General features: G+C 40.2%; 19 protein-coding genes and 2 pseudogenes. 11 read left to right on the forward strand and 10 right to left on the reverse strand.

Going from position 1 to position 21372, the window contains the following annotated elements; all coding sequences use genetic code 11:
• Nucleotides 1-348: 348 nt before the first annotated feature.
• The 3 genes and pseudogenes from ACFE93_RS06975 to ACFE93_RS06985 form a co-directional block, all read right to left on the reverse strand.
• Nucleotides 349-627, reverse strand: a pseudogene (locus tag ACFE93_RS06975) (transposase); the annotation flags it as partial.
• Between the two features lie 24 nt (nucleotides 628-651).
• Entirely contained in the window at nucleotides 652-777 is a 126-nt protein-coding gene (locus ACFE93_RS06980; protein ID WP_375472631.1) for a hypothetical protein, read from the reverse strand.
• A 64-nt stretch (nucleotides 778-841) separates the two neighbouring features.
• On the reverse strand, nucleotides 842-1102 hold the full coding sequence (locus tag ACFE93_RS06985; RefSeq protein WP_375472632.1) for a transposase: 261 nt from the start codon (nucleotides 1100-1102) through the stop codon (nucleotides 842-844).
• Between the two features lie 281 nt (nucleotides 1103-1383).
• Here ACFE93_RS06985 and ACFE93_RS06990 point away from each other — a divergent pair, with 281 nt between their 5' ends.
• From ACFE93_RS06990 to ACFE93_RS07015, 6 genes are all read left to right on the forward strand, one after another.
• Complete coding sequence (locus ACFE93_RS06990; RefSeq protein WP_375472633.1) at nucleotides 1384-1767, forward strand: hypothetical protein; 384 nt, start codon at nucleotides 1384-1386, stop codon at nucleotides 1765-1767.
• Nucleotides 1768-1934: 167 nt separating this feature from the next.
• Nucleotides 1935-2177 carry a hypothetical protein gene (locus ACFE93_RS06995; RefSeq protein ID WP_375472634.1) on the forward strand — a complete coding sequence of 81 codons (243 nt, stop codon included), beginning with the start codon at nucleotides 1935-1937 and terminating at the stop codon, nucleotides 2175-2177.
• 977 nt (nucleotides 2178-3154) lie between these two features.
• Nucleotides 3155-4174 carry an RpoD/SigA family RNA polymerase sigma factor gene (locus ACFE93_RS07000; protein ID WP_375472635.1) on the forward strand — a complete coding sequence of 340 codons (1020 nt, stop codon included), beginning with the start codon at nucleotides 3155-3157 and terminating at the stop codon, nucleotides 4172-4174.
• Nucleotides 4175-4289: 115 nt separating this feature from the next.
• The gene (locus ACFE93_RS07005) at nucleotides 4290-4784 is read left to right on the forward strand and encodes an ureidoglycolate lyase (RefSeq protein WP_375472636.1); all 495 of its coding nucleotides are present in this window, start codon (nucleotides 4290-4292) and stop codon (nucleotides 4782-4784) included.
• Nucleotides 4785-5002: 218 nt separating this feature from the next.
• Nucleotides 5003-5350, forward strand: coding sequence for a translation initiation factor (locus ACFE93_RS07010; RefSeq protein WP_375472637.1), 348 nt, complete (start codon nucleotides 5003-5005; stop codon nucleotides 5348-5350).
• Between the two features lie 141 nt (nucleotides 5351-5491).
• On the forward strand, nucleotides 5492-5650 hold the full coding sequence (locus tag ACFE93_RS07015; RefSeq protein ID WP_334863801.1) for a YqaE/Pmp3 family membrane protein: 159 nt from the start codon (nucleotides 5492-5494) through the stop codon (nucleotides 5648-5650).
• Nucleotides 5651-5922: 272 nt separating this feature from the next.
• Here the strand turns inward: ACFE93_RS07015 and ACFE93_RS07020 are convergent, their stop codons facing one another.
• The 4 genes from ACFE93_RS07020 to lpdA all read right to left on the reverse strand — a co-directional run bounded on the left by ACFE93_RS07020 (nucleotide 5923) and on the right by lpdA (nucleotide 9622).
• A complete protein-coding gene (locus tag ACFE93_RS07020) occupies nucleotides 5923-6585 on the reverse strand; it encodes a carbonic anhydrase (RefSeq protein WP_375472638.1) in 663 nt (220 codons plus the stop codon).
• Between the two features lie 117 nt (nucleotides 6586-6702).
• A complete protein-coding gene (locus ACFE93_RS07025; RefSeq protein WP_104907996.1) occupies nucleotides 6703-6954 on the reverse strand; it encodes a DUF5340 domain-containing protein in 252 nt (83 codons plus the stop codon).
• A gap of 243 nt (nucleotides 6955-7197) precedes the next feature.
• The gene (trpC, locus tag ACFE93_RS07030; protein ID WP_375472639.1) at nucleotides 7198-8088 is read right to left on the reverse strand and encodes an indole-3-glycerol phosphate synthase TrpC; all 891 of its coding nucleotides are present in this window, start codon (nucleotides 8086-8088) and stop codon (nucleotides 7198-7200) included.
• 103 nt (nucleotides 8089-8191) lie between these two features.
• Nucleotides 8192-9622 carry a dihydrolipoyl dehydrogenase gene (gene lpdA, locus ACFE93_RS07035; protein WP_375472640.1) on the reverse strand — a complete coding sequence of 477 codons (1431 nt, stop codon included), beginning with the start codon at nucleotides 9620-9622 and terminating at the stop codon, nucleotides 8192-8194.
• Between the two features lie 448 nt (nucleotides 9623-10070).
• On the opposite strand from lpdA, the gene ACFE93_RS07040 reads away from it, so the two are divergent.
• A complete protein-coding gene (locus ACFE93_RS07040; protein WP_375472671.1) occupies nucleotides 10071-11846 on the forward strand; it encodes an SWIM zinc finger domain-containing protein in 1776 nt (591 codons plus the stop codon).
• A 470-nt stretch (nucleotides 11847-12316) separates the two neighbouring features.
• A complete protein-coding gene (locus ACFE93_RS07045) occupies nucleotides 12317-14089 on the forward strand; it encodes a ShlB/FhaC/HecB family hemolysin secretion/activation protein (RefSeq protein WP_375472641.1) in 1773 nt (590 codons plus the stop codon).
• A gap of 551 nt (nucleotides 14090-14640) precedes the next feature.
• Here ACFE93_RS07045 and ACFE93_RS07050 read toward each other — a convergent pair.
• Both ACFE93_RS07050 and ACFE93_RS07055 read right to left on the reverse strand, forming a co-directional pair.
• Entirely contained in the window at nucleotides 14641-15765 is a 1125-nt protein-coding gene (locus tag ACFE93_RS07050) for a response regulator (protein WP_375472642.1), read from the reverse strand.
• 16 nt (nucleotides 15766-15781) lie between these two features.
• A complete protein-coding gene (locus ACFE93_RS07055) occupies nucleotides 15782-17131 on the reverse strand; it encodes an ATP-binding protein (protein WP_375472643.1) in 1350 nt (449 codons plus the stop codon).
• A 1259-nt stretch (nucleotides 17132-18390) separates the two neighbouring features.
• On the opposite strand from ACFE93_RS07055, the gene ACFE93_RS07060 reads away from it, so the two are divergent.
• Complete coding sequence (locus tag ACFE93_RS07060; RefSeq protein WP_375472644.1) at nucleotides 18391-19113, forward strand: response regulator; 723 nt, start codon at nucleotides 18391-18393, stop codon at nucleotides 19111-19113.
• A 143-nt stretch (nucleotides 19114-19256) separates the two neighbouring features.
• Here ACFE93_RS07060 and ACFE93_RS07065 read toward each other — a convergent pair whose 3' ends face one another.
• A complete protein-coding gene (locus ACFE93_RS07065; protein ID WP_375472645.1) occupies nucleotides 19257-20621 on the reverse strand; it encodes a lipid-A-disaccharide synthase-related protein in 1365 nt (454 codons plus the stop codon).
• Between the two features lie 139 nt (nucleotides 20622-20760).
• Here ACFE93_RS07065 and ACFE93_RS07070 point away from each other — a divergent pair, with 139 nt between their 5' ends.
• Nucleotides 20761-20976, forward strand: coding sequence for a hypothetical protein (locus tag ACFE93_RS07070; RefSeq protein ID WP_375472646.1), 216 nt, complete (start codon nucleotides 20761-20763; stop codon nucleotides 20974-20976).
• Nucleotides 20966-21208 (forward strand): annotated as a pseudogene (locus ACFE93_RS07075) (BamA/TamA family outer membrane protein); the annotation flags it as partial. The gene ACFE93_RS07070 and the pseudogene ACFE93_RS07075, both read left to right, overlap by 11 nt.
• Between the last annotated feature and the right edge of the window lie 164 nt (nucleotides 21209-21372).

The following is a 21372-nucleotide window of genomic DNA, read 5'->3' on the forward strand; positions in this document are numbered from 1 at the left end:
TAAGCTATAAGCAATGGAAGCACTTCAGAGATAGACTTTGTACAGTGAAAAGAGAGATTTATAAAGACTCAATGGATGTTTACTTAAGCTGCTTACAAACTTTTAGTAACAATTAATTCTGACTCTGAAAATGGTCAATTTTAGTAATAATACGGAACTAGCAATCATAAAATTGTATGATTTGAGTATTGAGTCTGTAATAACTCGCAATCAGTTTAATTTGCCTAGTCTAATGAAAGACTTTTTTATGTGGCTTGAGGTATGAAAATTACAACGTGCTTGTCCTTGGGTTTTTTATATGCCAGTATTTTAGATTTACCCATAAATTTTCAATCACCTTAGTTGAATCTATCCCACTAATAAAATTCTGTTGATCCAGATATGAATTGTAGCTAGAGAAATAAAAGCATTGAAGCAGGCGGAAATTCGTTCCCATCGAACAACGAGTCTGCGATATTTTCGTTGAAACCAGGCAAAACAGCGCTCTTGTTGAAAACGTGGGACTGAAATTTTAATTGGTCTACCCCGATTTTTCTTGGTTTTCCAAACTCGCTTGGGCCATTGCGGTCTGATCCCTCGCCTACGCAGGGCTGCACGCTTATCCTTAGAATCGTAACCTTTGTCAGCCGCAAGTACTTTAACTCCTTTACGTTAGCGAAGCGGGACGTAGTCCGGTCTACCGGGTCTATTTGTTTTGACTTTGACGCTATCTAGAAGGGGTATAACCTGCTCCCGTTCATTGCCATTGGCAGGCGTTGTGCAATTAGCTAAGGGCATTCCATTACCCTCAGTGAGGGTATGTATCAAAAATTTTTTACCCTTATGACCATACGCAACACCCTCACCGCCACCCTTTCCAGGGGGAAAAAGACCCGTCTAGCGCGCCGTAACTCCAGTTAATTAATGCTTTCTCGTCTGCAATTCCCAGTATACGCGCTTGTAAATTGTCTAATATTCCATCTGTTTGCCAACGTTGTAGCCATCTGTGCGCTGCACTTTTTGATGCCCAGATTTCTCCTGAAGGAACATCGCACCAACGACATCCTGTTATCAATATATACACTAAAGTGTTAAGTACATGACGAAATGGCGCATGAGGCATTCCGCGTTAGCGAAGCTTACCGAAGGTATCGCGCTTTTCTGGTTCCTTGGGAAATATATCTTCAAACAACCTCCATTCTAGGTCGCTTAATCCTTCAAATCGCCCAGCCATAATGTGATACACCCTTCTGTTATCAACAGCAGATTATCATATTACTGGTATTAGTGGGATAGATTCACCTGTGTTAATCTAAAGTACTTAAGCTAGGCTGCTATTTCTTGGTTTCTGTATCTCGGCAATTGTAATTATTAAACTGACATTAAATGTTGAGAGATTGAATTATGAAATCCTCTTCTATTTTCTTAGTTATTATGATTAGCGCACTCACTCTCAGTCAGAGTGCCTATGCTAACCAAGAGAATGTTCGCATGACAATAGGCGATCGCGATCAGGCTAGAGTTTTATTGACAGAACCAGCCACGATTAACACGACATGGAGTAATTTTATCGGACAGACTAATAATTCAAAACAAACTGCTGAATCAATTTCGCTAGTGCAGGAGCAAGGATGCCAAAAAATTAACCCACTTGAGTTCATCAATAACCCAGGCGCTTTTTTTAAGCAATGTCAGGAGCCAACAAAGACTCAAAGTAGTGAGCCAATTGAGTATCTCAAGGTTCCTAAACTGGATTCTGGTATCAGTGTGACCCTTACTAAGTTTTGATATAGGAACTTTTTTAACAATAAAGAGCTAATTCTTGGTAGTGTGATTTATCTAGATAATTTACGCTCAAACATGGATGAAATATTTATGCTGGCTGCTTTTGCTCAAAGCAGAAAAGCTTTGCCGGAATGTTTGCCGAACCCACCAATAGGTTGTGCGATCAGTAGATGGTCAAAAAGATAGTAGCTCAAGGATACACGCGAACACCAGGAAAATATCATGCTGAAGCTGACGCACTTAAACAGATTCAAGGCAAAGCTTTCAACTTCTTGAAAATGTATGTAACTCTTGAACCTTGTTCTTTTCATGGACGCACACTTGCATGTGCTTTAGCGATCGCGGCTGTTGCTGTCTTGCCAAGTATTATCCTTGATGTTAGTGTTACCACTGTTAGTACTTTTAGTCCATAAAATGTCTTTAGGAGTAATCAAGTTGATAATACCGCATCCAGTGCAGATGTCTGCCTGCAATTATGACACAAAGGCAATTGTCACAGATATCTGCGTCTTCTTGGTCATCCTAAATTTCAGGAAAAAGATATGAGTTAAAAAAAATGTAGAGATGTAGTAGTGCTACGTCTGTGCAAGTGTTCTGGATACCGCATAATTAATTTCATTAGACGTCCAATTACTAAGTATTTGACCAGATTCTTAAATAAAGCTGTTATTAAAGAAGGGCAGTAGGAGAAGTTCTTTCTTTCATATTTAACGACCGTCTGCTATGCACCTGGCTTGATATGATTAGATTATCTTACAAAAAAATGAGGTGAAAAATGGATATTTTATACTTAATAAGTTGTTATTTAATGAGATTACATCTCTTGCTCGGCAGACTAAGAACACTTCAATAAATGAACTTTTTGTAAGATTTTAAGATTTGATATTAATAATTTATCTCTTAAGATAATGAAATCGTTGTTCAGAATTTTTTACTTTTTACAGTAACGGCATTGGATAACTATACTCAATTTAATTGTTAATTCTATTTTAGAATATACAAAAATCAATGATAAAAAAATGTAATTACTGTAATTACTTCAAAAGATATGCAAATGATACTTTAGATAATTGATTTGTGACTATTGATGATGTTATTATTAAGGGGTGGGTTGATTTTGGGTTTATTATCTCCAACAATTAACTTGTAATGTATCATAGACTAGAATTCATCAGTGTTGCAAATTGATTAGACCTTTTGCATAAATTACAAATCTAAGAACCCCACCCCGCCAAAGCGTAGCTTTGTCTTCCCTCCTCGCAAGGGGGAAGGAGATTAAGGGATGAGGTATTAAGCACCTTTGCAATATATCTATTGTGAAATGGCTGTGGGTCTGAATATCTAGACTTGATACCAATAAATTGATGAGGTTACAGAGGAGCAAATAACCATGAGCAACTTAACATCTCCACATACCGAAGTTCAAAAAACGAAGAAAAAAAGTTTAGCCGCAGATAAAAAGCCTCGAGCTACAGATGATATTGTGCGTAGTTATCTGCAAGAGATCGGGCGTGTAGATTTGTTGACTCGCGAACAAGAGGTTATTTTTGCCCAACAAGTGCAGCAGATGATGAATTTATTAGCTGCTAAGGAAGAATTGGCTGTGAAATTAAACCACGAACCCACGCTGCAAGAATGGGCAGATCGGGTGGAGTTAAGTTTAGAGGTGCTAGAGCAACAGCTAAATTTAGGACACCAGTCCAAGCAGAAAATGATTCAGGCTAATCTCCGGTTAGTGGTAGCTGTGGCCAAGAAATACCAGCACCGGAACCTAGAATTTATGGATTTAATTCAAGAAGGTACTTTAGGTTTAGAACGAGGGGTGGATAAATTTGATCCCGCTCTTGGTTACAAGTTTTCTACTTATGCTTACTGGTGGATTCGTCAAGGAATTACACGGGCGATCGCTCAACAAGGACGTACAATTCGTTTACCTATTCATGTCTTTGAGAAACTGAACAAAATTAAACGGGTGCAACGAGAATTATCTCAACAGTTGGGTCGCGTTCCTACTACTGCGGAAATTGCCACTGCCTTATCTTTGACATCTAACCAAGTTCGAGAGTGTTTGTACTTAGCTCGTCAACCCTTCTCTCTAGAGGCACGAGTTGGTGAACAACAAGATACAGAATTGCAGGACATATTGGAGGATGATGGTCCTTCCCCCGAAGATTATGCCGTTGAAGAATCTCTCCACCAAGACTTACAAGACTTATTGGCAAAGCTGTCTCCACAGCAGCGAGAGATATTAACCCTGCGCTTTGGTTTAACGGATGGGTATGAACTTTCTTTAGCACAAATTGGCGATCGCATGGGTATTAGTCGAGAACGGGTGCGTCAGATAGAACAAAAAGCTCTCAGTCTCCTCCGACGCCAAAAGGAACAAGTACGTAGTTATCTAGCTAGTTAAGGTTATTTTTTCATAATTTTAAGACATTGAAACTTAGGAAATCACCATAATAGCTGTATAAAATTTAGTTATTATGGGGAAAATAAACCTAAGTAATCTCTCTTAAGGATTTGATATGAGTACACCAAAGACAGTGCAACAATTGCAGGTACAATGGGTGACTTCTGAAAACTTTCGGCGTTATGGACAGGTGATTTTTGCAAGTCTTGATGGCAAAACTTACGATGATGAAGATGCCCAGTTAAACCTGCAAAACGGGATTCCACGATTTTATGTTATGCGGTTGGAAAAGATAGGGCGAAAGTTCCACAAAATTACTCGCCATGTGCAATGCACTCAATGTCTGGGTTCTTTGGAAGGGAAGGATTGGTTAATTGCAGTTTGTCCTCCTGATAATGATGTGAATGAACCAGCATTAAAAGAGATTGCTGCTTTCCGCATTCCGGGGAATTGTTTTATCAAGCTACATGAGGGTACTTGGCACGCTGGGCCCCATTTTGACCATGAAGCTGTGGATTTTTATAATTTGGAACTAGCTGATACAAATATGGTGGATCATTTCACCCATGATTTTCTCAAGAGTCATCAATTAGAGTTTGAGATGGTTTAGGTAAAATTATGTTTAATTATAGATATAGACAACCCACTTTTGTAAATCAGTTCAACCATTTGAATCTATATTTTTACATAAGCAAGGATTAGTTCAAGTATTATGTCAGTTTGGTTATGATGTATAGATGTCTAATATTAGCCTAGAAATTGATATCACAGCAGAATGGTTGCGTAGAAGTTTCCACTGCCTTTGAAATTTTTTTAAATATTCATTTTATGTCTTCTTCCAATTCTCAATCTTCTGACAAAAGCTTTGTCTACCGCGAATTTGGCAACGATAACTCCGCCGCCACAGAAAGACCAATTCCAGAACTGCCCCCACAACAACAAAATCTTAAAGTACAGGCTTCCCGCAAAGGACGCAAAGGCAAAACCGTCACAGTCGTTAGCGGTTTTCAAGCGAAACCCGAAATCTTAGCAGATTTGGTGAAGCAGTTGAAAACCCAGTGTGGGACAGGTGGAACACTTAAAGACAACGAAATTGAAATTCAGGGCGAACACAAACAGAAAATTGTCGAGATTTTGACCAAGCTAGGTTATAAAGCCAAAATTAGCGGTGGCTAATCTGGAGTGCGGTTTACCGTATCTTAACCGCGATCTAGATTAAGACAGGGAATGTTATCTTTGAAAGGTACAAATATGCTTTAACAGTAGTGAATTAGTTTGCCAACAAGCTGTCTTTTCTGAGATGAATAGGAGGTTTAAATGGATTTAGTTCGGATTCTGTGTGCCATTTTCCTGCCGCCTTTGGGAGTTTTTTTACAAGTAGGTTTTGGTATAGACTTTTGGATTAATATACTTTTGACGCTGTTTGGTTACATTCCTGGGATTATTCATGCAATATGGATAATTGCTAAAAAATAATTTTTTGTATAAGTAGGTTAAGCGTACCAATATCTGTGTTAGTGATTCTTATAGAGGCAATTCATGAATTGCCTCTATAAAAAAGTTCATAAAATTAACTATTTTGTATTCGTAACTTTAGTTAAACAAAAATCTCTAAGAATACTACTTTATTTTTGAAATATACATAGAGACTACCCAATCAAACCTGATATCTAAATAAAAGTTGTAAAAACAATATTTATCAAGTCTCTAATATAAGCTTTTGTGTGGCGGAAAATACCGAATTAACTCTAAGTTTTTAACAGGGCATAGAGTCTAAACTCTAGAAGCAAGGGGCAGATGTGCAATTGCCATTGCACAGTTGGAACGTTTAAATCTTTGATTAAGCCAGTACGTATATCTAGTACCCAGCCATGAACCATAGGCGCTTTTCGCTTATAAAGTACCTGACGCATAATGGAAGTTTGGTAAATATTTTTCACTTGCGCCACAACATTGATTTCTGCCAAGCGATTTAGACGTTCTTCTCTTGTTGGCAAGGCATCAATTTCTTCTTGTTTCTCTAAATACAGTTCCCGAATCGGATTTACCCAGTTATCAAGAATTCCGATAGTTCTCCCTTCTAAAGCTGTCTTAATTCCTCCGCAATCGTAGTGACCACAAACGATAATGTGTTCCACTTTCAGGTGTAAAATTGCGTATTCTAAAATGGCTAAAAAGTTTATATCCGTTAGAGAGACTTGATTGGCAATATTACGATGTACAAATAACTCTCCTGGTTCTGTACGGGTAAACTTTGTTAATGCTAGACGACTATCAGAACACCCAATGTATAGAAAAGGTGGTGTTTGTCCACTAGATAATTCTTGAAAGTAAGTTGGATCTAGAGCTAGCTTTTCGGCAACCCAAGCCTGATTATTTCTGAGTAGTTCATCAATGCTGTTGTATTTCATCTTTCGTCAAATTCGAGATAGAATCTGATTAATATTTTATTTTAACCGATCTACAGTTTTGTTTAAATCAATATGAACTTTTTCAGAACTAAAATCTTATAAATATGACAATTTTTTTCAATCAGGAGCAACAACTTTGCTACCGTTATGATGGTTGATTGACCAACGGTGATCGATAGTTACAGAGGAAAACTCGCAGATTTCTTCTAGTCGCTTTTGCTGTACAGCAGCTTTACGGAGAGTAATAATTAGCTGATTCACCTGATGCCGTAAATCTGGGTTATCATTTACTGCTAACATAGTTTGTCTTTCTAAGAGTTGAAGTATAAGTTCGTAGTGAATAGGCGAAGGTAGAGGAATTTGCTCCATGAAGTTCAATTTTGATTTCATATTTGGGATTTTGTATTAGTCACAGTTTGTTTCTGGTGAATAAATTGTTACATACTAAATAACTAGTTACTTATGGCTTTGATTTAATTAGCAATGAAGATTTGGCAAAATATTGATGATATTTGATGGCAAAGTGCTGCGTGTGTACGCATAGTGTGCCCAATTGTTCAACTCTTTTGTGCAGTTGCCCTGCACCTTTATAGGGCAGGTGGGGTGTTTCTTTCAAAAATTCCTCGGTAATATATGGGCGATCGCAGCGCCGGGATCTGGTTGTTTTACCAAAGATTCTCCAATGAGTACAGCAGATGCACCTGCTGTCAGCACCAAACTCAAATCCTCTGGGTTGTGTAGTCCTGATTCGCTGACAACTAGGATGTTTTTCTCTTGCAATTGGCTACCCCTTGCAGCCAAAAGTTGGCAAGTAGTTTGCAGATCGACAGAGAAATCTTCCAAATTGCGATTATTGATTCCTACCAAGGAGACTCCATCTAAGGCTAACACGCGGTCAAGTTCTGCCAAGCTATGGACTTCAATCAAGGCTGCCATTTTCAGGTTGTTAGCAATTTTGAGGAAATATTTCAAATCTTGATCGCTCAGGATAGCTGCAATCAATAAAATAGCGTCTGCACCCTGAACTCGCGCCAAGTATATCTGGTAAGCATAAATCACAAACTCTTTACATAGTAGGGGCAAATCTACGGCAGCGCGAATCTTAGCTAAGTTATCAAAGCTGCCTTGAAAGAACTTGGTATCTGTGAGTACAGAAAGACAACTAGCACCACCTTGCTGATAAGAAAGGGCGATCGCTACTGGGTCAAAATCTTCTCGTAAAATGCCTTTACTGGGAGAAGCTTTTTTGACTTCGGCAATTAATGCTGGCTTTGTCTTACCTTGGCGCAAGGCGGCAACAAAATCACGGGTTGGCGATGCAGTGAGTACCTGCTTAAGCAATTGCTGCAAAGGAACCTTTTCCCGCATTTGGTCATATTCTACTTCTTTCTGCCAGACAATTTCCTCCAAGATATTGTTTGGCGCTGCATCAGGCACGACAGCCTGATAACGTAATATAGACACGGAAATAACTGGGTTAGGTGAACGGCGACGGATTTGCATAATTAGTCATTAGTCATTAGTCATTGGTCATTGGTTATTAGTCATTGATCGGTGGTCATTTGTCCTTGTTTTTAGCAAAGGACAAATGACAAAGAACAAATGACTAAATTGCGATCGCTCGTTTATAAGCTTCGTCCAAAACTTCTGAGAGTGTCGGGTGGGCGTGAACTAGATGTGCGAGACTTTGGACAGATTGACGGTTTGCGATCGCAGCTGACGCTTCATGAATCAAGTCTGAGGCGTGCAGTCCGAAAATGTGAACACCCAAGACTTCTCCGGTGTCTTTGCGATATATCACCTTGGCAATACCGTCAGCTTCATTTTCTGCCAACGCCTTGGAATTTCCTTTGAAGTAACTCCTACTGGTGGCGATTTCAAACCCTTCGGCTTGTCCTAACTCCTTAGCTGCTGTTTCTGTTAAGCCTACATAACTGACTTCTGGGTGGGTAAATGCCGCTGCGGGGATGCTGCGATAGTCTGCTATTCTTTCCCTCCCAACTATATTTTCTACCGCGATGATGCCTTGAGCAGAAGCCGCATGTGCCAACATTATCTTCCCATTAGCGTCGCCAATTGCCCACAAATGCGGCACGACTTCACCTGCCGATCGCACTGCCATGCGATCGTCTACTGGGATAAAATTGCGCCGATCGAGTTCTACACCCACTGACTCTAAACCAAGATTTTTAGTCGCTGGGATGCGTCCCGTAGCCACCAAGCAAGCATCTACTTCGATGACATCTACATCTTCCTTGGTTTTGAAATCTGCTAACTCAATTACCACAGGTGAACCGGGAATGACTTTTTTGGCGTATATTCCCACTTTTGTTTCAATATCGCGGGGAGTAATTAGCACCCGTTCGGCAAGTTTGGCAATATCGCGGTCAAATCCTGGCATTAACTGATCGAGGGCTTCAATTAAGGTGATTTCACAACCCAAAGCTGAGTAAATATCAGAAAATTCCAAGCCAATGTAACCACTGCCAATAATTGCTACCCACTCTGGTAGTGATTCCAACTTCACACCTTGGTCGCTGGTAAAGACAGTTTTGCCGTCTATTTCAATTCCTGGAGGCACAAAAGGAATTGAACCTGGCGAAAGGATAATGTCTTTGGCTGTAATGGTTTTTTCACCGCCGTCTCCAGTAATAGATACTTTTTGCGCCCCAGCGATTTTTCCCCAACCCCTGATGATATCGACTCCTAGACGTTTGAGGCTGTTGGTTAAGTCACCTTGAATTTTTGAGACGAGATTATTAGCATGATTGGCGATCGCTTGGCGATCGAATTCCACACTACCAATTTGAATTCCCAGTGACTTGAGGTGGTGGGCATTGCGTAACTCCCGCACACGTCCAGATGCTGCCAGTAGCGCTTTAGAAGGAATACAGCCCCGATTAACACAGGTTCCTCCCATATCAGCAGCTTCAATAATTGCTGTTTTCAAACCACAACTTACGGCGTGTAAGGCTGCGCCATGTCCGCCTACACCAGCGCCGATAATTACTAAATCGTAATCATATCCTTGACTCACGTTAGTTTCCCCGTGTGCTTCGCCTATTTATTCTCAACTTGACTCGACAATCAGCGCAACCCTTTTAACAGTTATCAGTTATCAGTTTTATCGCTGAACTCTAAATCCCTCACCTTACATTACCCTGACTGTTTACTGTTGACTGTTCACTGATTTCAGGTTCGGGTATTGCTAACTCAAATTATGATTCACTCACTTCTGGCGAAAATATGGATATTTTCATTATATGGGTTGGTTTTCCCAGAAAGGCGACAAGAAATTAAGTGAGTATTTGCAGGGTAATGAAGCTGATTTCAGTTTTGAGCTAGTTAATAAATATAAATTGCAGTCTTATCCCCAGAAAAGGCCCATCTTCCCAACTCTCCACACCTTTTTCTTTACAGCGCGTTAGCGTAACACTAAGCTGGATTTAGGATTGATCCAAAAGATTTACGCAGGCGATCGCTCGATGTCTATTCCCCAAATTAGTGAATTTACTATCCGCCGTCATGCCAACGCCAAATCTTTCCAGCGGGGCGAGGCATATTATAACGCTGGTGCTGTTAATGCCGTTATCCAACGTGGTCATCTGCTTCAGGCAGATGTTGTAGGCACTGAAGCTAGACCTTATCATGTCAACCTGAATTTCGATAGCAGTGGGTTAACCTCAGTAAAATGCACCTGTGCCTACGACTATGAAGGGTGGTGCAAACACATTGTAGCGACGATGCTCGTTTGTGCGCGTAACTCAGAAAAAATTGAGCAGCGCCCCACCCTTGAAGAACTACTAAATCGCCTGGATCATATCGAAACTCAAAGGCTGCTGCAAGAGTTAGTAGCAGAATACCCCCCCCTAATTGAGGCGATTGATCGTCATGTAAGTTGGATGACGAATCCTGCTGACAACCAAACAACCATAAAATTAGTGCGCCGCAATACTCTCGATCCCGCTCCGTTTCGGCGGCAAGTACGGCAGATTCTCAAAGACACTGTGCGCTACTTTGAGGAGGGGTACGAAGAAGACCCGATTGGCGAAGATTTGCTGAATGTGGTGCAAACTGCGGTAGATTTTAGCGAACGGGGAGAAGGTGAAAATGCGATCGCTATTTTGGAAGCGATTACTTCTACCTGTGTCGAAAATTGGGATGATGTTGCCGAATACGGCGCTGAAAACGATGAAATTGTCTGCGAATTAAATAATGCTTGGTGTGAGGCAATTCTAATTGCCGAACTTACTCCAGAAGAAAAAGTTGATATTCAAATAAATTTAGAAGCTTGGCAAGATGAGTGGAATGCTGATTTTGGTTTAGTTATGGAAGCTTTACGCCAAGGTTGGGATTATCCGCCGCTGGTACAAGTTCTCCAAGGTAACATTACTGAAAGGGGAGCTTGGGAAGAAGACGTACCAGATTATGCTGATGATTTGGCATTGATTCGCCTGAAAATTCTCGAACGTCAAGAACGTTATCAAGAATACCTATATTTAGCAGAAGCGGAAGGGCAAACTCAGCAATATCTGACAATGTTGGGGCGTTTAGGTAGGGTAGAAGAAGCAATTGATGCTGCTCAAACCCAGATGAACTCAATGGAAGAAGCCTTTGCCCTAGCGAAAACACTCAGTGTTCAGGGGGCATTACAGCAAGCACTAGATATAGCCGAGAGTGGATTAAATTTACCAGGTAATTGTCAGTACGAATTGGGAATTTGGACAAGTGATTTAGCTATTGAGTTGGGTAATAGTGAAGCTGCTTTATTAGCAATCAAGGCGGCTTTTCAAGTAAAGCCCTCTTTTGTGGACTACCAAAGGATGGCGGAATTGGCTGGGAAAAACTGGGAAAGTGTCAAAACAGACCTGCTGAGAATTGTCCGTACTTATAATGGTTGGGGAACAGAATCAGCCAAGGTGGATATATTCTTGCATGAGGGGCTAATTGATGATGCAATTGCGATCGCTAGTGAACTAAGTTCCGATCGTTCAGAATTAATTCACCGAGTTATGGATGCTGCTATCCCTCATAATCCTGGTTGGGTGATTGCCAATGCTCGTCGCCGTGCCGAAAAGATTATGGATGCAGGTAAAGCCGAATACTACTATTACGCGGTTGAATGGTTGAAAAAGGCGCGTAATGCCTATCTGGAATCTGGGAAGAAAGCTGAGTGGTTAAGCTATCGGGAAAACTTGATGCAAACCCACGCTCGTAAACGTAAATTGATGGGAATGTTTAAAGAAAGCGGTATGGAGTGAAGAATGAGATATAGGACTGAAAATGACGTAGGCACAATACCTTTCTCTTAACAAAGACGCTACGCTAACGGCAAACCTTCAACTACATGAATTTTACCTACCAAGGATTTTGGGCAACGCATAATTGATTTCACTAGATACAGGAGTTAGCAAGTAACTGAGGTATAAAATGCAGGACTCACGCATCAGATATAAAGAGTTCCTACCTCCTGCCTCAAAATCCGTAGCTTTGTATTTCATGCAAAAGAAAACTGCTGTATCCCATTGATACTGTTAAGTCTGCAATAACCAGATGATTTAGCTTTTAAATTGAGATTTGCTCAAAATATCAACTTTAGCGACAAAAGATGAAGTAAGATTCACATCTGAAGCAGTCCCCGTATAATCCCATAGTTACTGACAAAAAATAGTCCAGTGCGATGATTGATAAATACCCTCAGAATCTTATATTGTCTTGCTTACCGCTGAGTATGCTTCTATTACTCAGCAGTACATCTTTAAGTCCACTGAAAGCTCAGGCTGTTGATACTACCAAATTACCAACTAGTAATTTCATCCTATCGCAACAAATTCCACTACCACAGAATGTCCCACCACCACAGGATATCCAACCACCCACACCTTCACCACTTCCCTCACCTGAAGAAGTACCACAGCCACTCCCCCCACCAGCAGAACTATTTCCACCCTCTATCCCAACTCCCACACTTGAGGAACCACCCTCTGGCAACTTTCCTCAAACTATTGTTGTTGATCGGTTTGAAGTTATTGGTAGCACAGTCTTCAGTGCCGAAGAGTTAGCCCAAGCCACTGCTGAATTTACCAAACGACCAATCTCACAGACTGAATTGTTTCAAGCACGTTCTAAAATCACTGAGCTATACGTCAAAAATGGTTACATTACTTCTGGTGCTTTGATTCCACCCCAAAAAATCCAATCTGGTGTTGTGAAAATTCAGGTAATCGAAGGTAAATTAGAAGATATCCAGGTAACTGGGACTCGGCGGTTGAATCCAAATTATGTCCGCAGCCGACTAGCAATCGCCACATCACCACCTCTGAATCGCCAGCGTCTATTAGAAGCCCTGCAACTTTTGCAACTCAATCCTTTGATTAAAAACGTGACTGCTGAACTCTCAACAGGATCGCAACCGGGTACGAGTCTTTTAGAAGTTAAAATCAGTGAGGCAAAAACCTTTAGTGGGCAAATAATTCTTGATAATGGGCGTTCGCCTAGTGTTGGCAGTTTTCGACGTGGATTACGATTGAATGAAGCCAACTTACTCGGATTGGGAGACGATCTGAGTTTAGGCTATACCAATACTGATGGTAGCAACTCCTTTGACGCTAGTTACACATTGCCTCTCAATCCCCGCAATGGAACTCTGACCTTTAATTATGGCACGACGTCGAGTCATGTGATTGAGCCTCCTTTCGACTTTTTAGATATCGACTCGGCTTCTCGCTACTACGAACTGACATTTCGCCAACCAATAATCCAAACTCCTACACAAGAATTGGCTCTGGGGTTAACAGCTTCCCGACGCGAAAGTGATGTCTCATGGATACTAGACAGAGATAGGAGAGATAGGGTTCCCGCTCCGCAACTTTCGCCTGGCGCTGATGAACAGGGACGCACTAGAGTATCTGCGTTGCGATTTTTTCAAGAATGGACGAATCGTAACAGTCGGGAAGTCATCGCCCTACGCTCTCAATTCAGTTTGGGGATAGATGTGTTGAATGCCACGGTTAATCAAGATGCTCCTGATAGCCGTTTTTTTGCTTGGCAAGGGCAAGGGCAGTGGGCACGCCTTTTAGCTCCTGAAACCTTGTTGTTACTTCGTTTAAATACGCAACTTGCATCTAGAACACTTTTGCCTATAGAGCAATTTGGCTTAGGTGGCCAAGATAGCATTCGCGGCTACCGTCAAGATTATCTGCTGACGGATAACGGCGCTTTTGTTTCTGCGGAAGTTCAAGTCCCAATTCTGCGCTTACCCCAGATAAATAGCATCTTACAGGTTGTGCCGTTTGTGGATTTTGGTGTTGGCTGGAACAGTTCTGGTAAAAATAATCCCGATCCTAATACTTTAGCTGCTGTTGGTCTGGGGTTGCGTTGGGCACAGGGCGATCGCTTAACCGTTCGTCTTGACTGGGGCATTCCTTTAATATCTGTTGACTCAAATGAGAGAACATTACAAGAAAACGGTCTGTATTTTAGTTTACTTTATAATCCTTTTTAACAGCTGTCCATGTCCACCCTATTAAGAGTTGAGGGTGGACATGGACAGTAGTCAACGATCAAAAAACTATGAGTATCTAAATTTTTATAAAAAAGACCCTGGGTTATGATTCCAGGGTGCATACACGTTTTTCAGGCATTAATAGGTTGAATAATAACTTTGTAAAATAGTTATTTCTACTATCTATAGAATGATACAAAAATAGATTTTAGTTATTCTAGTTGAGCGATACATCTACCGTTAGGAGTATACAAATATTGTCAGAGGCAAATTATCTCAAGTCTGGTTAACTACTTATGATTACCGCATTTGTACAAAAATCCTAAAAGCCTGTTTCCCCCTGTCCTCTACAAGCTAAATGATAAGTTTTTAGTCGGACACGATATTATCCGACAATATTTTGATTGGATTAACCTTTAAATGTTGATTGTAATTAATCTATAGAATTTAAGCTAATTTAATTTTTGTTGTGGGCATAAAACACACATTAAAAATTAAATGTAATTTCTTGGGAGATATGCTCAAAATAATCTGTAGTGAAGGAGAATAACTTAAGTATTTTTAGGTAGTTGCATAGTAAATAAACTACCTTTACCTACTTCAGAAGCGACTTTGATAGTTCCTCCGTGCCCTTCTATAATGCGATGGGATAGATGTAGTCCTAAGCCACTACCTGAGCGTTTATTTCTGCCTTGGCGGAATCGCTCGAAAATTGTTGCCCGATCTTCTGGCGCAATCCCATATCCTGTATCTTTTACCTCAATTATTACCGAATCTGGATCTCCTGGGTTAGATGATGTTTCATAAATGCGGATTGTTATACCTCCTGTATCTGTAAATTTGATGGCATTTGCAATCAGGTTGTTTAACACTCGCCGTAATTCTAAACGATCGCCCATGATAATAGCAGGTTTTTGACTCAGTGGATCTAATTCACGGGTATCAATTTCCAAAGTCAAGCCTTTTTCATTAGTTAAAGGACTTAGTTCGCTCACTACTTCTTGAGATATCTCACATAAATCACATTCCTCCCAATTCAACGTTTTTTTACCTGCCTCGAAGCGATACACTTCTAATAAAGTGTTGACCATTTCCATCAAATTTTGGTTACTGCGAATCATCACTGCGATCGCCTGTTTCATTTCTGGTGAAATTTTGCAGAATGTTTCCATTTCAAACAAATTCAACATGCGATCGGCGGCTACTAGGGGAGTTCGCAAATCATGAGTCAGACGGGAAACAAAGTCTTCCCGTTGGCGGGCCATTTTTTGTTGTTCGTCCAAACTATGCTTGAGACGCAATAGCGATCGCACTCTTGCCAGTAGTTCATCAGTATCAAATGGTTTACGAATAAAATCGTCAGCACCAGCATCCAAACCTTCGACAACGCTGGATTGGTGAAAGGCAGTAATCAACAGAATTGGAATATAAGAGATTGCAGGGTTCTTCCGAATCCGACGTGTGACTTCATAGCCATCTATACCCGGCATCATTACATCTAACAGAATCAGATCGGGTGGAGATTGCTCAATTTGCCGTAAAGCCTTTATTCCATCTGAAGCCAAATCAATTTCATACCCCTCACTTTCTAAAATTGCTTGAACTAAAATGAGATTATCTTGAGTATCGTCAACTGCTAAGATACGATAAATTTTATTATTTTCAACTACAGACATGATTTATAAATTTTTATCAGTTTTTTTGGAAGTAATTTTTAAATTTAGGATATTCTATTGGTGCTTTTCTGGCTTGAGAAGATGACTGATGAGGATTTTGTGGAGGACAAAAAAAATCGTCGTTATCTAACCGTGAAGCTGGTGCATTGGGTGTTACAGTTGGTAATGTAATTTGACGTGGTAATTCAATTTTAAACATTGAACCCACCCCCAATTTGCTCTCAAGAAAGATTTTACCGCCCATCATTCGCACTAGCGAATCTATAATTGCCAAACCCAGACCTGTACCTGGATATTTGCGAGTGATAGTTTGATCTACTTGCCGAAATGCTTCAAAAATATGTTTAAAATCTTTGGGGGCTATGCCAATACCTGTATCTTGAACGATAATTACTACTCGATTTGCAGGTAGTTCCTTAACTTCAACCCAAATTTCACCAGACTCTGTGAATTTAATGGCGTTGGAGAGGAGGTTAATTAAAATCTGTTTGACACGAACCGGATCGTTAACTAACAAAGGATTTTGCAAATCGGTTTGTACTAACAATGAAAGGTTTTTAGCCTCAGCTAAGGAACGCATTTCACCTACAACTAAATTGATTACCTTTGATACATCAAAATTTTCCGCCTTTAAATCTAATCTTCCTCCCTCCAGCTTGGAAAAGTCGAGAACTTCATTGAGTAGCATTAGTAAATGCTTGCCATTATTCAAAATGCGCTCAACCATATCTGCTTGCTGGTGTGTTAATTGACCGAACTTAGGACGCAGCAGTATTTGCGAAAAACCAATAATCGCATTCATCGGCGTTCTAAGTTCATGGGAAATGGTTGCCAAAAAAAGTGATTTTAGACGTGATGCCTCCAATAGCTTGAAGTTTTGCATTTGAATCTGTTGCTGTTGTCTTTCCAATTCTTGGTTCTTACAAATGAGTTGTTCGTGACTTTCTCTGAGCTGCTGGTTTACCAAATCTACCTGCATTTCTGCCCGATAAACCCGAATCGCACTCCGCAAAACTTGCGACAGAGTTTCTGGAGATATCCTAGACTTAGAGAGATAGTCTGTAGCACCAGCTTTCAATAATTGGAGAGTAATTTTTTCATCTCCTTCACCAGTTAGGACTATTAAAGGAATTTTGATTTCCAAAGAACGCAGCTGTTGAATTAAGGTTAGTCCATCTTGGTCTGGTAAACGATAGTCGAGGAAAACACAATCGTAGGCAGTACTCCTTAAGACAGAGAATGCATCATTGCCATCACCTACTTCAGACAGTACCATCTGAACACCTGCTGTAGTCAGGGCAGAACGGATTGCTATTCGGTCTAATTCGTCATCGTCTACAACCAAAATTTTCAGCGTCTCTTCCATCGGTTTTTATTTTCGCCGCCAAACATAGGTTGATCTATAACATTGCACTTTTCAGATTATCCAATTAAAGAATATAAGGTTTTCGGACATCTAAAATCTGTAATTTGATTGACTAAGACATTTTGCATAATATCTACTTTCAGACATAATTGGCATTTATTACATCAATTTCGTCATCCTCCATTAGTAGTATGTTAATTACTCTGGCGGGCGTTTTTTTTGGTTTAATTCATTCTGTTGTATCTTCAATCTGGTTAACTTCCCAGACTCTGCGAACTAAACTCCAAGCAAATGACCAATATTCCTCAAAAAATTACTAATTAACAAGCAGACACAGTTGATATAAAGTAAAATAAAATACTTTACTAAGCTTAAAAACAATTGTAAATGAGTGAGCAAGCCACCGTCGTCAGTCATTGGTGAGAGTTGCATACCATTATCGTGTACCATAAGCTTGAATAGTTTTATTTATCAGGTTAGTTAGACTAGATAAATAAAAAGTACTATCTATACCTATTTGTGAATCTGAAGTAATCCTATCTCCTGAAATTTCGACAATTTTCTTAGCGATCGCCAGACCAATATTAGTATTTCCACAGGTATATCGGACTTATACATGTTCGCAAAATTACCAATTTTTAATGTCGAAGAAAGGCCCTGACAAAAGTTAGGCAAAAATTTAAAACTTAAAGGGGAGAGATTCGCACAGAAAGTTGATATTCTATCTAGTAGAAAGTCAGGCGAACAAGTTCGTCACCAATAACTACAAATTACTTTGCTGTTGGTGATTTCAGCAAATTTTAACGCTGCCTGATTCTTTTCGATGAAGATTTCTATTGGCTCTATCAATCGGATGAATCCAAAGGTTTGGTTAAAAATCGCTCGAAATCATCGTTTACTTTCTCGGAAAGCAACTTTTACTCGGTATAATTTTTTCATTTTCGTAAGTTTTTTTAAAGTTCGATCCAAAATAATACTAATTAATAAATGGAACATGGCAACTCAAAGCTGAATTGTCAGCAAGGAGAAGCAATTTGGCATTTGTTTTAATATTTCATACTTTTTGTGTAAGTATCTATATATCTCCAGCTAGATTTGTCCTCTATTTAAATATAAAAATTTTGGGTACTTATTATTTCTATCGGTGGATGCAGACAGGTTAAAATATCATCTATCTTTAGTTTGGGAAAAGAAGAGATAATAGTTACAAAAGCTAATACTTTGTAAAGATGCCAAACAGCGCAAGAGTGAGTGTAACGATGAATGAAATTAGTATTATTTTAATTGAAGATCATGACTTAACGCGAATGGGGCTACGAGCAGCATTACAGTCTCATAGTGCATTGAAAGTAATTGGCGAAGCGGCAAATGCTACCCAAGGATTAAAACTTTTAGAAACGGCAAAGCCAGATGTAGCGGTAGTAGATATCGGCTTGCCTGACATGGATGGTATCGAACTCACTCGTAAATTCAAACGCTCCCAGGCTGAAAGTGGGCAATCTACTACGAAGATTCTTATCTTGACAATGGATCATACAGAGGATGCTGTACTTGCAGCCTTCGCAGCTGGCGCTGATTCTTATTATATGAAAGAAACCAGCATTAGTAAATTAACTGAAGCAATTCAAGCAACTCATGGCGGTAACTCTTGGATTGATCCGGCAATTGCCAACGTCGTATTGCGGAAGATGCGTCAAGGTATTCCTGGAGAAACCCAAGGTTCTGACAAGCCGAAGACTGTAAAAATTGAGGCGCTGGCGACAGAATACGAGCAAGTTTTGGAAACATACCCTCTGACTCAACGGGAACTGGAAATCCTAGAGTTGATTGTAGCTGGGTGTAGTAATGGTCAAATTGCGGAGAAACTCTACATTACAGTTGGTACTGTAAAAACTCATGTTCGTAATATTCTAAATAAACTATGTGCTGATGACCGTACCCAAGCTGCTGTAAGGGCCTTACGTTCGGGATTGGTGGCGTGAGGGATTAGGGACAAAGGAGAGATGGGGAGATAAGGAGAATAACTCCTTACTTCTAACTCCTAAATCCTAACTTAGCACTGGCTCAACGCCTCAAAGAAAGTTAACAGCACTTAGCACTCAACACTGTTTTGCCCAACACCCTATTATCCTAATTTTTCCCGCAAGCAATTAGCAATACGTAGTGCTGCTCCCGCTTTGCCCATGCGTCGTTCACCATTTTCAGCAATAATTTGCAGATTATCAGGATTTTTAAATAGAGATTGTACAACCTTCGCTACTTCTGCCGGTTGATTGATTAAAATCAAAGACGATCCCAGTAGACGACTTTGAGATTGAGCAAAGCCAGGATTATATTGTGGCCCATTACCGGGAATCGCGATCGCAGGTTTGCCTAAACCGATAAACTGTTCTGTGGCTGTACCTGCCATTGCGATCGCTAAATCTCCTAAATGCAAGCAATCATTATAGGCTTTTTGTGTCAATAGCAGATAAGCATTTCTCTGTTTAAATGTCAACAAATTTAGGTCGCGAAGTTTGATAGGAGATACTGATTCAGCGCGCCAGCCTTGGGATTGCACGCTTTGGGATAAAATATTAAAGTCTAAACCAGGAGCGATCGCACCTAAAAACACTACTCTGTTAGAAGTATAGAAGATTGAATCTCGCTGTTGAAAACTTGCCATCAATGCAGATACGGCAATCATAATTGTTTCCCAGTTGGTGTAAGCTTCTGGCGGACGAGAACCAGGAAGAAGAGTTACTACAAAAGGTCGAACTGTCTCTTGCTGTTGGATATTCTGACTATAAAATTGTTGGCGTGAAAACGTCGGTTCTAGACCATCCATCATGGGATTACCGAAAGAAAAAGCTGGAATTGGCCATTGTTTTAATATTTCCGCCGTCAGCCCATCTCTAGGGAACACTGCCTGACAACGGCGACGACTCATTAACCAACGTTCCCAAGGATGGTAAACTGAACCAGAAAAGTTTTCCCAACCTGCGTCTTTAGATTTCCGTGGTAATAATCCAGCTTCATCTCGCACATAATATTCAGATTTTGCCGTACCGACAAAAGCATAATTAGCGCCACTGAATGTTGCAAACAACAGCGGCACAATATCTCCCACTGCTAAAATCGCTCTTTTATTACCTAATTTTTTTTGAGAACTCACCCAACGGCGGATAGCTTTAATTTGGCTGAGGGTAAGTTGCAATAAACCACCGCCTACATCCCGCGCTAATTGGCGGCCATCCATATAAATAAAGCCGCCAGAAGGCATATTCAGGACTGAACCGATAAAGGGGATATCCAACTGTTCATAAGCACGTCCCTCACCCACCAGAGGTAAAGCAAATATCTCTGGTGGGTTTGCTTGTCGTTGGAGTTCTTGCAAAATCCGAACTGCAATCATATCTTCCCCATGACCATTACTTAATACAAGTAACCGCAAAGGAGAAGTTGCAGATTGGGAGTTAGAAGCTAGAGATGACCGAGATACATTACTCATAAGAAACAAAATATCAAAATTAACTGTCTGTTTGGGTAAGAGGTATAAATAGGGAAATCGACGAAGCAGCTGGAAGTTAGTATTATCCCTATTCGCTAGCGTCTCTACAACTAACTCCCAGTTAATTAGGTTAAATATTATGCGAGTTTCTGCTACTGCAATTTTTACTTTAGCTACTTTAGCTGCTGGCAATATCAGTCAGCAAGCAACGGCTGCACCTGCTAAAACCATTACTCCAACTGCAAAAGCTGGTAACTTAGTGGTGCCGATAATTGAAGACACTCCCGCACGAGTAGAGACAATTGCTTCCCCAGAAACTATAGTTGCACAACAATTTTCCCAAAATCCCGTTTAATACCAAATTTACCAGTCCTTATCGGACAACTAAACCCGATCGCTTGGGTTACACTGTAAATGGTTTTCGTAGTCAGGAACTTTCGGAAACCTTTGATGACAAGATTACGTTAGCTAACGGCGACAAAGTGCGAGAAGGTCAAATTGGCGGTGGTGTTAGCTTGCAGCGACCAATCGATGACTGGAATACCTCATTAGGATTAAACTATACCCGAACTAGTATTCGCGATCGCCATTCTGTTCAAAATCTAAGATTTTCCGTAGTCAAAGTTCCATAAGAGTTCGTTCATATTATTTGCCTACATGAGATAATTTCCTCTTAATTCTTCAACATAGAGAAATATTAGCTCAATATTCGTATGCAGCAACTATTAACCCATAGTGTGGATTTCCCAAT

The organism is uncultured Nostoc sp. (genome assembly GCF_964247315.1).
Classification (GTDB): domain Bacteria; phylum Cyanobacteriota; class Cyanobacteriia; order Cyanobacteriales; family Nostocaceae; genus Nostoc.

What these genes read in the sequence shown, in the direction of transcription:
- ACFE93_RS07000 (WP_375472635.1), top strand. Translation starts at nt 3,155, where the DNA reads ATGAGCAACTTAACATCTCCACATACCGAAGTTCAAAAAACGAAGAAA.
- ACFE93_RS07055 (WP_375472643.1), bottom strand. Translation starts at nt 17,131, where the DNA reads ATGGAAGAGACGCTGAAAATTTTGGTTGTAGACGATGACGAATTAGAC.
- ACFE93_RS07050 (WP_375472642.1), bottom strand. Translation starts at nt 15,765, where the DNA reads ATGTCTGTAGTTGAAAATAATAAAATTTATCGTATCTTAGCAGTTGAC.
- ACFE93_RS07015 (WP_334863801.1), top strand. Translation starts at nt 5,492, where the DNA reads ATGGATTTAGTTCGGATTCTGTGTGCCATTTTCCTGCCGCCTTTGGGA.
- ACFE93_RS07020 (WP_375472638.1), bottom strand. Translation starts at nt 6,585, where the DNA reads ATGAAATACAACAGCATTGATGAACTACTCAGAAATAATCAGGCTTGG.
- ACFE93_RS06985 (WP_375472632.1), bottom strand. Translation starts at nt 1,102, where the DNA reads ATGCCTCATGCGCCATTTCGTCATGTACTTAACACTTTAGTGTATATA.
- ACFE93_RS07025 (WP_104907996.1), bottom strand. Translation starts at nt 6,954, where the DNA reads ATGGAGCAAATTCCTCTACCTTCGCCTATTCACTACGAACTTATACTT.
- ACFE93_RS07010 (WP_375472637.1), top strand. Translation starts at nt 5,003, where the DNA reads ATGTCTTCTTCCAATTCTCAATCTTCTGACAAAAGCTTTGTCTACCGC.
- ACFE93_RS07070 (WP_375472646.1), top strand. Translation starts at nt 20,761, where the DNA reads ATGCGAGTTTCTGCTACTGCAATTTTTACTTTAGCTACTTTAGCTGCT.
- ACFE93_RS07065 (WP_375472645.1), bottom strand. Translation starts at nt 20,621, where the DNA reads ATGAGTAATGTATCTCGGTCATCTCTAGCTTCTAACTCCCAATCTGCA.
- trpC (WP_375472639.1), bottom strand. Translation starts at nt 8,088, where the DNA reads ATGCAAATCCGTCGCCGTTCACCTAACCCAGTTATTTCCGTGTCTATA.
- ACFE93_RS06990 (WP_375472633.1), top strand. Translation starts at nt 1,384, where the DNA reads ATGAAATCCTCTTCTATTTTCTTAGTTATTATGATTAGCGCACTCACT.
- ACFE93_RS07005 (WP_375472636.1), top strand. Translation starts at nt 4,290, where the DNA reads ATGAGTACACCAAAGACAGTGCAACAATTGCAGGTACAATGGGTGACT.
- ACFE93_RS06995 (WP_375472634.1), top strand. Translation starts at nt 1,935, where the DNA reads ATGGTCAAAAAGATAGTAGCTCAAGGATACACGCGAACACCAGGAAAA.
- ACFE93_RS07040 (WP_375472671.1), top strand. Translation starts at nt 10,071, where the DNA reads ATGTCTATTCCCCAAATTAGTGAATTTACTATCCGCCGTCATGCCAAC.
- ACFE93_RS07060 (WP_375472644.1), top strand. Translation starts at nt 18,391, where the DNA reads ATGAATGAAATTAGTATTATTTTAATTGAAGATCATGACTTAACGCGA.
- ACFE93_RS06980 (WP_375472631.1), bottom strand. Translation starts at nt 777, where the DNA reads ATGCCCTTAGCTAATTGCACAACGCCTGCCAATGGCAATGAACGGGAG.
- ACFE93_RS07045 (WP_375472641.1), top strand. Translation starts at nt 12,317, where the DNA reads ATGCTTCTATTACTCAGCAGTACATCTTTAAGTCCACTGAAAGCTCAG.